We start from the raw sequence: 11,783 nt of genomic DNA, 5'->3' as shown, positions 1-11,783 counted from the left end.
ACTGCTTAAAACCTTTCCTCAATCGCCCACACATTGTAACAGATGGCTTTAACAGCTATGCAAGGGCTACGCAAGTGGACAAGTCCACCCTTGCACACTTCAGCCACCTGTTAGTACATAAGCATCGATTGAAGAAAGAAAATAAAAAAAGAGAGAAAGCGTTCATAAAATAACTTTCTCTCCAATTGACTTAATTGCCAACAACACTACTTGACAAAGAGCCAAATATAAAAAAAGAGCATCCATTCTAAGTCATCATTATTGACCAAGAAAAGATACTCGTTATTAATTAAGTAATTTTGTACGCAAAGTTCTAAAGTATTTTCTAGCTACTGGACAAGAAATGCCTGCTTCAAAATATACGCAATTATCTTGTCGACTAACCTCGATTACATTATTCAAATTTAACACTACACTATTATGACATCTAAACAACCGATCATCCATTTTTTCAATTTCTTTTAAGCTACCATAAAATTCTAATATTCTATTTTTGGAGTTAAGCTTAATGCGATGATTAGCTATTGTCTCAAAGTAATATATATCCTTATAGGGTAGTTTAATCGTTCTTTTCGGTAATACAAGAATGAAATCATCTTCATCATCAGAAACATCATAGTTATCATAAACATATTGTATAGATTCCTCTACTCGTTTAATCATCTCGGGGTCGCTTTTGTCAATAAAATCTAATGCACTTACTTTGTACTTATACGTAATCGGAGCAAATTCGGAATGAGTAGTCACAAACACAATTGTACCGCGATTATCTAGCTTTCGTATTTCTTGAGCAATTTCTAACCCTTTTTTGCTTTCATTTTTGATGTCAATATCTAAAAAGTAAAGCTGATCAGCACTTTCAGATTCAATATTCTGTATTAATTCACTCACTTTAGCTGTATCAATGACGTCAATAGTCATCTTTTTACGTAGCGCATACTCTTCAATAATACGTACTAAACGTCGGCGCTGCATCAGATTATCCTCTAATATGAATACTTTCACTCTTCTATTCCTTCCATCACTAATCTTTGCGTAAACACACCATTCTCTAACTCCGTTTCAAGATAACAATTACTATACTTAGTTAAGATTTCATCTACATTACTCAATCCAATTCCCCGATTTTTTCCTTTAGTTGTATATCCCGGTTTCTTTAGTTGATTAATGTTAACTGAAGTAAGCAATGTGCTATTGCTTACGATAAAAATAATATCTCCTTGATTTACAAATAGGGCAATAGAAATTTTAGGAGTAACCGTACGTTTAGCTTCCTCAATCGCATTATCCATTAAAATTGAGAAAATACGAATAAAATGTAAACTAGACATCGATAATCGAGGTATTTCTTCTTTAATTTCAACATCAACAGCCACTTTACGATCTCTTGCCTGTGTAACCTTCCAAAACATCACACTCTTAACTGCAGAATCATGAATATTCGCCAATTCATTGACATTAGTAGCCTCAATTTGTCTGACTAAACGAACATCAGCAGAAGCTAAAGTCTCTTGATAGACTTGCTTAATCTGCTCAATATCCTCACTATCAATACTTTCTTGTAAACTCAATAATACATTTTGATAATCATGGCGAAACCCCCGCAAAGTCTGATACATTTTCTCAATTTCTTCTGTGTAAACCGCTAAATTATCTAACTGAGTTTTCTGTAACTGATTGATTTCTTCTTTGGCGGCAAGTTGAGATTTGAAAGTGATATATAGTAATAAAAGTATCAAAATAGGTATACCTATAATAAAAATATACTTAATTATTTTTCCGACATGAATACTACTATTTATTGAAGAAAAAAGATAGCTAATTAACAATACACTATAAGTAAAGCATAATATGAAATTAGTAGTTGACAAAACTGTAGTATTCCGTAATTTTCCTAAGTAATATTTACCTAGATGTTTCTTCATAGTTGTTTGGAGAATCTTTTGTGTAAATGCTGTTAGTATAGATGCAAGTACCACAGAGATTGTGGTTATTCGTTGACCATCAAGCAAATAATATAATAACGTATTTATTACTAGATTATACAACCAAAATAAGATGAAACCCAAGTCAAAACTATAAAAACTAGAAAAAAATGCTTCCTTTATTGTAACTTTGTTATCTTTTATTATATGTACTTGTATTATAACTAGTATAAACGGAAATAAAAACTCTCCAATATATACAAAGGGAGTCATACAAAGTACGAGAAGGTTAAAAATGTAAAATCCCAAAAAAGTTAAGTAATTAAATACAGATAATTGTTTTGCTGAAACAGAATGAAATATAAACAGCCATGATATTGCCATTACTACTTCCAAAAAAAGAAACTTTAAAATAATATCAGAATATCCAACGAGATTCAAAATATCTTACCTTTACTCTTTATAATTTTTTTCATTCCTTCAATTATTGAACCTCCACCACTTATTCTTAGCAATTCTTCATCTGTTAACTCTTTCGTTAAATTATTTTTTATTGTTTTTTTTAATTCAACTTTCTTTTTCATAATCCTTTTCCTCCATATAAAAATTTACAAAATCTAATTTTTTATCACTTTATGTTGGAAATTAAAAAGTCTATACTTTGATTATTTTTTACATATAAATTAGATAAACTTATTGTTAATTTAAATTCTTTTTTCAAAAATATCAGAATTCACTCTGAAAAGGGCATTATATTTCAAAACTCCCATATATAGTTGTACTATTTAGATACTTTCAATTTTCAGAAATGTTCCTTTATACTTTTCTTAAGTAATTCTATCCCAGTCAAAATCAAATTACAATCATTTTCACTAAGTACAGAATTTTAAAATATCTAGTATAACTAATCTCAAACTTCCATTTCGCAATACTTTATTTCCGTATTATATATAGATAAATGTAGATTTTTTTCATATAATTCGACTATTTTTTCGTTTGAGCTCAACGTGTAATTATTATATTCGAAATTCATCATTTTATCCTTTTTTTTACCTAATTTCCCTACTTTTTTACCTAACTTAACAAAAAAACTCCCAATAGCCAACGCCTAAACCTTGCCTATTAGGAGAATGAATTAATAACCATAACGAATATTTGATAAATGACTTAATTCTTTCAATTGTTCCGCTGGTTTTTCTGATAAAGTGATGCCATGATCAAGCAAAACCTTCGAAACTTCAATGTTGAAACGACTTAAGATATAAGGAATAGCTGACTGTTCTTTCATCAACTCTTCATGATAGCTAACTAACATCTTACGCAAAGGCTCTAAATGGGCTTCATTCGGTAACTCTGCCATCAAGCTTTCAATTAATTTCATCGCTTCTTTCTTACGTTCTGCACCACCAGCATACCATTTTAAATCAGACATCATATCGCCTCCAAAAACAACCCGCTAACCAAACTCGTTAGCATTAAATAAATGATTCACAAGAAAATTATATAACGCTACTTATCAAGTATAAATATTTCGGTGATCGATTTTAGATATTCTTAAAGATTGGCTATTTGGTTAGCTAATATTTCTGGATTAGTTAACATAAGTAAATGATTATCTGGTGTAATTTTTTCATGAGGTATTGGTAACGCTATGCTAGAATATACTATAAGTTGATTTACTTGCTGCCTTATTTTAGCCAAAGTATTTTTTACTGAATAATTCAAATAGCAACGAAGATAAGAAATCATATTCTCATTACTTAATTTCGTATGATACCTTTCTTGATAAAAAGACAAGTTATGGTTCAAAATTTTTAATAGCTTCATATCCTGTTGTTCATTTTCCTCAAGCATCCGATTATAGTAATCTTGCAAAGTGGCATATTGGTTTGTTGGTAATTGATCGGCTAATTGATTAAGTTCGTCATTTGTTGGCAATGTTTCAAATCCGTCAATTAATATAAGCTGATGACACTGTTGATTATGTGTACTCAAATAATGGCCTACCACCACTACCCCAAAAGAAGCAGCAACTACTATTCCATCGGGCTTCAAACGACACAATTCATAGGATAGTTTTTCTTCAATTTTTTCTAGATTCACTTGTTCATAAGAATGATCTAAAAAATCTAAAAAGGCCACTTCTTTTTCCTCAAACAATGGGCAAATTTTATCCCAAATATGTCGACTCCATCCCAATGGTGAAACAAATAATACATCTAAATCTGGTTTCGACACAAAACAACCTCCTCCGAATATAAAAATCCCACTAAAATTAGACTAAGCGTGGCAGCTAGCTCTTTTTAGTGGGAAAATATTTTATTGATACAAATCATTCACTGGTTTTAAGACAATGCGGTTTAATTCATTGATTAATTGGCTAAAAGCTTGTTCTTTCATCATAACATCTGAAACCAATGAATCGCCTTGCATCTTAGTCGTTAAATCTTCAGCTTTGTGTGCATCGGCATCTGATAATTCTTCACCAGCCATCATTTTTTGTTGCATCGATTGTTGGAAGGCTTGGAACTCTTTGAATAAATCATAAGACGCTTTATTTTCTTTTAAAGCTTTAACTGCTTGCTCCAATGCTTTAAATTGTTCTGTTTGGCGAATTTCACGTTCTAATTGATTCGCTGTATCGTAAATATTAATCATTTTTTATCCTCCAATGTTTTTTAATTCCGTTTTCATTGTAACATATCTAAGGCATTTAGGCACGAAGGAATTTTAATTATTTCCTTGTATTTTTTCTACCAAGCCACCAAATAGATTATTAAAGCCTTCTTTGACTTTCTGACCAAATGTTTCCAATCCTTCTTTGGCTTGAGCAGCAAAATCATCGACTTGTTTTTTCACCGATGGTTGGTTCGCGTCTTGTGCTTCTTCGGGACTCATCACTTTACCACCTGTCTGATAAGCATCGACTACAGCAAAGGCAGTATTTTTCGTATAAGGTAAAATCCCTTGGGCTTGAGCTTTAAAGACTTGGCCCACGCCTTGACCACTCGTTGAAGTTAGATAGTGCTGTGTAGTCGTTTTTTCATAACCCAACCATGTCGAAATCACTACATCAGGCGTGTAACCGACAATCCATTGGTCATTGACTTTGCTAGCATCAAAATTCGTTTCCGTCGTTCCGGTTTTGCCTGCTACTTGATAATTATAAGGTTGTGCATTAACGGCCGTACCATTAGAAAAGACACCTAACAACATACTCGTCATTTCATTGGCTGTACTTTCTGAAATCACTCGTGTGCCTTTCTTACCGGTATTATCTACAATCACTGCCCCAGTTGCATCGATAATTTTCGCGATAAAGTGACTTTCATAATACGTTCCCCCATTTGCAAAGGTTGCGTAGGCACTTGCCATCGTTAGCGGACTCTCTCCATAACGCAAGCCACCTAAAGCCAAGCCCCAGTATCGGTCTTTATCGTCCAATGACAGACCAAATTCCTTTGCTTTTTTGAATCCTTTATCTAAGCCGATTTCATGTAATAACCAAACCGCTGGTAAATTCAAACTTTGGGCTACAGCTTGATACATTGGAACTTCTCCAGCATAGGTGCCATCATAGTTTTTCGCTTCATAAAAGTCTAAAGGCTCATCTTTTAAGAGACTATCAGGATGGTAGCCTGATTCTAAAGCCGCTGCATAGACACTTAATGGTTTAATCGTCGAACCAGGCGAACGTTTCATTTGAGTCGCAAAGTTATAACCCAAAAAGGTGTACTCTCCTCTACGCCCAACAACGGCTTCTACCCCACCATTATCAGGATTAATCGCCACAGATGCTGACTGAACCATCGTACCATCTGGCGCATTTTCTGGAAAATAACTATCTTCTTCGTAAACCGACTGCATTTGGCGTTGATAATTTGGATCGAGATAAGTATAAATCTTGTAGCCATTTTTCATAATATCTTGTAATTTCAAATGATATTTATTCGTGGCTTCGTTAATTACTGCGTCAAAATAATACGGATAAGCATAATCGCTTTGGTTTTGTGTATAAGTATCATTTAAAAGAGAAGCCAAATTAACTTGTTGTGCTTGGGTAGCTTCTTGTTGACTTATTTTTTGATTGCTTACCATCAATTCTAAGACCGTATCACGCCGATTCGTAGCATTTTCCAAATGATCGATTGGATTATAAATCGAGGGTCCTTTTAACATACCAACTAGACAAGCCGCTTCAGACAAATTCAAATCTTTGGCATCGACACCAAAATATTTTTTCGCTGCATCCTGAATACCCCATACCCCATTACCAAAATAGGAAGAATTCAAATACATGGTCAAAATTTCATCTTTTGAATATTTTTTCTCAATTTCAATGGCTAAAAATATTTCTTTTGCTTTCCGATTTAACGTTTGGTCTAGCGTTAAATAAGCATTTTTGGCTAGCTGTTGGGTAATCGTACTTCCGCCACCGCCTTCAGTTGAACGATTAATGACCATCCGTACCATCGCCCGACCAATCCCCTTGATATCAAATCCATGGTGCTGATAAAAACGACGGTCCTCAGTGGAAATCAAAGCATCTACTACATAAGGCGAAATCTGTGACAACTCGACATAATTTCCTTTTTGTGAATGGAGACGACCTGCTTCTTCCCCTTTATAATCATAAATAATAGTCGATTGCTTTAACCCTGCTTCTAATTCCGAAACTTTGGTACTCTTCGCCACAAAAAAGAGATAAACACTTGCCGCTAAGGTCGCAATCATTACTAACAAGATTAAAATTTTATTGATATGATATTTCCGCCAGACACGTTTACGCCAGGCCGAAAATTGCTGCCAATAAGGCGAAAACCATGTCCAAAAACGAGAAAATCCTGTCTTTATTTTAGATCCGATTGTTTTAAAATCCATAACATTTCCTTTCGATTAAACTTTTCATTGCCATTTTGTCAAAGCTATTTTACCATTGATATATGAAAAATAGTTTGCAAAAGGCTTAAGTTTTTCAAAAATCAGCCCAAAGTAGGAAAGGAATACCTATGCAATATGATATTCAATTACCGATAGATTTTACTCCTTGCACCATTCGCGAAGTCTTAGAAGAGCAATGGTTGGTGCCACGAAAAGTCCGCCATTTTCTAAGAGTGCGTAAAAATGTCTTACTAAATGGTGAGGTAGCCATGTTTCATCAAGTGGTCCAACCTCTAGATACGCTCACATTAATTATAGAAGAGGAAGATTACCAGTATCAAAAAGTCCAACTTGGTCAGGCGCAAAATGTTACGGTACTGTATGAGGATGAACATATGATTGTAGTGGATAAAAAAGTCGGTATCAAAACCCATCCCAATCAACCTAACGAAAATGGCACTTTACAAAATGATGTGGCGGCCTATCTAGCACAACAAGGAGAAGGTGCTTTTCCCCATGTCGTACACCGCTTAGATAAAGAAACAAGCGGACTCGTGCTTTTTGCGAAAAATCCGTTTGTTTTGCCAATTTTGGGACGCTTACTTGAACAAAAGGAAATCTTTCGTAAATATCAGGCAATTGTTGAAGGACGGCTGGATAAAGATCTGACCATTCGCAAAAAAATTGGTCGCCATCGCCATGATCGTCGGAAACGAACCATCGATGAACGCAATGGACAAGAAGCCATTACCCATGTCCAAGTACATCAAGCAAACAAAAAACAGTCGCAAATCTATTGTATCCTAGAAACTGGTCGTACCCATCAAATTCGGGTCCACCTAGCAAGCATCCAACATCCAATTGTCGGTGATCCTTTATATAATGAACATTCCCGTGCGAAAAGTTTGATGCTTCATGCTTATCAAATGCACCTAACGCATCCATTTACCAAGAAGAAATTGATGATCACCTCTAAGGAAAAGTTATTTTAAAATGATTGCAAAAAGCTCTTTGTTGCACGTATAAGTTGCATAAAACAAAGAGCTTTACTTTTGTTATTTAGTATAATTAGATTATTGATACCGTAATATAGAATAGGTTCGCTGAATACCATAAGTGAAACACTAGGATTAGTCAAAACTACCCCAATAGCTCGTGCGTCGATGACCAACACACTCCCCGCTTGCAAGATAACCATAAGTACCATCCGCCCGTGGCTGGCGTAACCACACATAGCCATCTTTGTAACCATACGCATCATACTGAATATATGAGCCCGTACCTAATAATGCGATTTTATCTGATTGAACAGTTGGCGCTGTACGTAGATAGATAGGGATATTCGTAATAAAGTGCCATTTTTCCGAAATCCACTGAATGTCTGCAGCTGGTTTTGAAACTTGAGCGCTTATTTTAGGTTGAAAGGATGAGGTTTTTTGATCTAAACGGTAAACATACCACCCCATGCGATACGGACAGGCAGTCGCTTCATTTTCGATGAACACACCATTAACGCTATCACTTTTCCATGTACAGTGAATAATTTGGGTGTTGCTGATGAAAATCACTACATGTCCTGCAACGCCGCCTGACTTGCCTTTTTCTCCAAAGATAACAATGTCTCCCCTTTTAGCGTTCCACTCTTTATTATGTGAGATAAATCTAAAACCATTTTTTATTAGCCAATCGTGCATGCTGTCCGTATTTACCACTCAGCCAGCGTCTGAGGCACCTGCTTTTCTTAATGCCGCATAAACCGTCCCACTACAATCACCCGTACCATCTGCCCCTGTTCGCGAATAATCCATGCTGTAACGGATATTTTTTGCCCTCAAACCATACATGTAATCGATAGCTGTATCCATATCAATCATTTTTAATCATCCCCTTTTCCAAGCAATTTCGTAATAGGACCTAATAGATTAGTATCAATCCCGGCATGTTTGAGATTTTCATTGATAGAGACTAATTCGTTGTAGGTTTCTAGCAAATAAATACCAATAATAACCGTTGTACTCACTACATTCGGCAAGACAATGGTTAGCGGCACAATGACAATTAACACCAGTAAAATCTGAACTTTTTTCAAAATACCATCGCCAATTTTTTTACTATTAATGTTTCGATTGATTTTCGCTTGAATTAACCCGGTGATAACATCCACACCCATTAAAAGTAAAATAAAAATCAACCATACTAAAATCTGACCATAATCATCCTCCATCAACTGCTTCATCCAATAAATGATTTGCATATTTATCACCCTTACTTTCCTTTAAACAATCATGAGACTAAACAACGTTGTCATCTATAATAACGAAGAAAGTAAGTTAAATGTCAAAAAAAAAATCAACTTACCTTAAAAAAGATAAGCTGATTGTAAAATTTTAGTTTTGACCATAGTACGCATTAGCTCCATGTTTACGATAATAATGTTTATCCAACAAATATTGGTCAATTCTAGCAATTTTAGGACTTAATTGTTCAGTAACCGTTGCCATTTTAGCTACTTCATCTAATACAATGCTATTTTGAACAGCCTTAGTGACATTTTCTCCCCAGGTAAATGGACCATGACCGCTCACTAGAACTGCCGGACAAGCCAGTGGATCTAACTGTCTTTCTTTAAAAGTTTCAACAATTACATCACCCGTTGCCTCTTCATAGCGTTGGTTAATTTCCTCTTCTGTTAAGTCACGTGTACAAGGAACATTGCCATAGAAAGTATCCGCATGCGTTGTACCATAAGCAGGAATATCACGTTTTGCTTGGGCCCATTGAACCGAATGAACAGAATGTGTATGAACAATCGCACCAACTGTTGGAAATTCACGATATAATACAACATGTGTAGGTAAGTCAGAAGATGGACGTAAACTATCCTTTTCTAATAAATTTCCTTGTAAATCAGTCACTACCATATCGTCCATTTTCATTTTTGCATAATCAACGCCACTTGGTTTAATGACGATGACACCTAATTCGCGATTAATCTCGCTGACATTTCCCCAAGTTAATTTTATTAATCCTTCTTTTGGCAATTGCTCATTGGCATAAAAAACGCGTTCTTTCATTTCTTGAATTACTTTTTCTCTATCCATGATATTGGGCCTCCTGCATTTTTCCTAAGATAAACAATTTTGCTTTCTTGATTTCTTCTGCTGGATGTTCACTTGTTTCGCTCCACATTTCGATTACCATTGGACCGTTATAATTTAATTGTTTCAAAGTTCTAAAGCATCCGACAAAATCTACACAGCCTTCTCCAAATGGGACTTCCTTAAATTTACCAGGGAAGTCTTTTGTTACTGCCAAAGTGTCTTTTAAATGAATTTGATTGATATGACTAAAGCCAATTTCTAGTTCATGCGCTACATCATTTTCACCCCAAGCAGAAAGATTTCCTAAATCAGGATATACTTGTAAATAAGGAGACGGTACTTGGGATTTAATCTTTAAAAATTTAGAAATAGAAGAAATAAATGGATCGTCCATAATTTCAATCGATAAAACTATTCCTTTTGCCGAGGCAAGCGAAACGGCTTTTTGTAAATTCTCTAAAAAGTAAGCTCTCGTCGTAACATCTTTCTCTTCATAATAAACATCATATCCTGCTAGTTGGATACTGCGAATACCTAAATCCAAAGCTAATTGAATGGCTTTTTCCATAATAATCATTGCTTCTCGGCGAATTTTTTCATCATGTGAGCCAAAAGGAAAACGACGATGGCCACTTAAACACATAGATAAAATCGGGATTTGTGTATCGAAAATAGCCTGGCGTACTTCTGCTCTTTCGTCTTGCGTCCAATCTAGACGAGATAAGCGTTCATCTGTTTCGTCAATGGATATTTCAACAAAGTCAAAACCTAACTCTTTCGCCATCATTAATCGTTTGCGCCAAGTAATTCCTTTAGGGAGTGCTTTTTCATAGATTCCTAAAAGCCCCATATTACTCACCCCAAATGCGTTTAATCTCAGCCATAAAATCTAGTGCTGCTTGACGTGGATTTTCTGCTGCAGTAATGCCACGGCCTGTAATAAAGGTATAAACATCAATACCTTCAAATAATTTCAATGTATCCACATTTAAACCACCTGTGACAGATACTCTAAATCCCATATCAATTAATTTTTTGACTTTGGTTAAATCTTTTTCACCCCAAGTTTCACCTGCAAGTAAGGCATCGCGACTTTGATGATAGATTGCTTGACTAATTCCAGCATCTAACCATTGTTGGGCTTGTTCATAAGTCCAGTCTCCATATAATTCTACTTGTACTTCAGAGATTTCTTTTGCAGCCGCTTTCATCGTTGGGATGGTTGCTGCACAAATGACTGTCATCCAATCGGCCCCGGCATTTGCACAGTTTCTTGCTACGGTCGTTCCCGCATCTGCACATTTCGTGTCGGCTACAATCTTTTTATCAGGAAATAACGCTCTAAAACTTTTAATCGTTGTATCGCCAGTTTGTAACAAAAGAATTGTTCCAGCTTCGATAATATCTACTACATCGCCAACATTTTTAATATCAGCTAAAGCGCTTGGTAAATCTGAATGATCGCATGCAATCTGTAAATTTGGTCTTGTCATTTCTTATTCCTCGTTTCTTTTGAAAATCATCAAGCAAGGAAAATCCTCACTTGATGATTCGGCAATTATTTGATAAATCTAGCAGCTAAATCCGTTTCTCTTACTCGGTCTGTAATTTCTTTTGGTGACATTACATTCTTAACACCGATAACTGTTACACCTTTTTCTTTTGCATGATCAAACATGTTTACAAAATTCATTGGTGTAAAGACTACATCATAGTTTTTAGCTGTACTTTTTCCTTCTGCAATTGCACAGTGATGAATATTGGTAATTTTAAATCCTTCTGCCTTAAGTGCTTTTTCCACACTTCTCATCATCATTAAACTTGTTCCTGAACCATTTGCACATGATACTAATACTCGCATTTTATATTCCTTCCT

14 protein-coding genes and 1 pseudogene are annotated in these 11,783 nt (G+C 35.1%); 1 reads left to right on the top strand and 14 read right to left on the bottom strand.

Annotation, left to right across the window (positions count from 1 at the left end; genetic code table 11):
* Positions 1-285 precede the first annotated feature (285 nt).
* The 7 genes from ACTQZM_RS07440 to ACTQZM_RS07410 form a co-directional block, all read right to left on the bottom strand.
* The gene (locus tag ACTQZM_RS07440) at positions 286-1,005 is read right to left on the bottom strand and encodes a LytR/AlgR family response regulator transcription factor (RefSeq protein WP_047341889.1); all 720 of its coding nucleotides are present in this window, start codon (positions 1,003-1,005) and stop codon (positions 286-288) included.
* Entirely contained in the window at positions 1,002-1,739 is a 738-nt protein-coding gene (locus ACTQZM_RS07435) for a sensor histidine kinase (protein ID WP_235426196.1), read from the bottom strand. The genes ACTQZM_RS07440 and ACTQZM_RS07435 overlap by 4 nt, the downstream gene beginning before the upstream one ends.
* Before the next feature lie 623 nt (positions 1,740-2,362).
* Positions 2,363-2,509, bottom strand: coding sequence for a hypothetical protein (locus ACTQZM_RS07430; protein WP_160298581.1), 147 nt, complete (start codon positions 2,507-2,509; stop codon positions 2,363-2,365).
* Between the two features lie 551 nt (positions 2,510-3,060).
* Complete coding sequence (locus ACTQZM_RS07425) at positions 3,061-3,357, bottom strand: bacteriocin immunity protein (RefSeq protein ID WP_047341891.1); 297 nt, start codon at positions 3,355-3,357, stop codon at positions 3,061-3,063.
* Between the two features lie 122 nt (positions 3,358-3,479).
* On the bottom strand, positions 3,480-4,163 hold the full coding sequence (locus ACTQZM_RS07420; RefSeq protein WP_235426197.1) for an alpha/beta hydrolase: 684 nt from the start codon (positions 4,161-4,163) through the stop codon (positions 3,480-3,482).
* An 81-nt stretch (positions 4,164-4,244) separates the two neighbouring features.
* Entirely contained in the window at positions 4,245-4,583 is a 339-nt protein-coding gene (locus ACTQZM_RS07415; RefSeq protein ID WP_016250826.1) for a YlbF family regulator, read from the bottom strand.
* Positions 4,584-4,655: 72 nt separating this feature from the next.
* Positions 4,656-6,806 (bottom strand): PBP1A family penicillin-binding protein, encoded by a 2,151-nt coding sequence (locus ACTQZM_RS07410; RefSeq protein WP_047341892.1) that lies wholly within the window; start codon positions 6,804-6,806, stop codon positions 4,656-4,658.
* A 128-nt stretch (positions 6,807-6,934) separates the two neighbouring features.
* Here ACTQZM_RS07410 and ACTQZM_RS07405 point away from each other — a divergent pair, with 128 nt between their 5' ends.
* Positions 6,935-7,798, top strand: a complete 864-nt coding sequence (locus tag ACTQZM_RS07405) for an RluA family pseudouridine synthase (RefSeq protein WP_047341893.1) — start codon at positions 6,935-6,937, stop codon at positions 7,796-7,798.
* A gap of 138 nt (positions 7,799-7,936) precedes the next feature.
* Here the strand turns inward: ACTQZM_RS07405 and ACTQZM_RS07400 are convergent, their stop codons facing one another.
* The 7 genes and pseudogenes from ACTQZM_RS07400 to ACTQZM_RS07370 form a co-directional block, all read right to left on the bottom strand.
* A complete protein-coding gene (locus tag ACTQZM_RS07400; RefSeq protein ID WP_441653361.1) occupies positions 7,937-8,272 on the bottom strand; it encodes an SH3 domain-containing protein in 336 nt (111 codons plus the stop codon).
* Positions 8,246-8,671 (bottom strand): annotated as a pseudogene (locus ACTQZM_RS07395) (peptidoglycan amidohydrolase family protein); the annotation flags it as partial. The gene ACTQZM_RS07400 and the pseudogene ACTQZM_RS07395, both read right to left, overlap by 27 nt.
* A gap of 11 nt (positions 8,672-8,682) precedes the next feature.
* Positions 8,683-9,060 (bottom strand): phage holin family protein, encoded by a 378-nt coding sequence (locus ACTQZM_RS07390; protein WP_441653360.1) that lies wholly within the window; start codon positions 9,058-9,060, stop codon positions 8,683-8,685.
* Between the two features lie 133 nt (positions 9,061-9,193).
* On the bottom strand, positions 9,194-9,907 hold the full coding sequence (locus ACTQZM_RS07385; protein ID WP_168931257.1) for an L-ribulose-5-phosphate 4-epimerase: 714 nt from the start codon (positions 9,905-9,907) through the stop codon (positions 9,194-9,196).
* Entirely contained in the window at positions 9,900-10,757 is an 858-nt protein-coding gene (locus ACTQZM_RS07380; protein WP_248621659.1) for an L-ribulose-5-phosphate 3-epimerase, read from the bottom strand. The genes ACTQZM_RS07385 and ACTQZM_RS07380 overlap by 8 nt, the downstream gene beginning before the upstream one ends.
* Before the next feature lies 1 nt (position 10,758).
* Positions 10,759-11,400 (bottom strand): 3-keto-L-gulonate-6-phosphate decarboxylase UlaD, encoded by a 642-nt coding sequence (locus ACTQZM_RS07375; protein ID WP_016250819.1) that lies wholly within the window; start codon positions 11,398-11,400, stop codon positions 10,759-10,761.
* A gap of 65 nt (positions 11,401-11,465) precedes the next feature.
* The gene (locus ACTQZM_RS07370; RefSeq protein ID WP_016250818.1) at positions 11,466-11,768 is read right to left on the bottom strand and encodes a PTS sugar transporter subunit IIB; all 303 of its coding nucleotides are present in this window, start codon (positions 11,766-11,768) and stop codon (positions 11,466-11,468) included.
* Positions 11,769-11,783: the final 15 nt, after the last annotated feature.

Source organism: Enterococcus cecorum (assembly GCF_052119425.1).
GTDB lineage: Bacteria > Bacillota > Bacilli > Lactobacillales > Enterococcaceae > Enterococcus_E > Enterococcus_E cecorum_C.
This window is presented reverse-complemented; position numbering and strand designations above follow the sequence as displayed.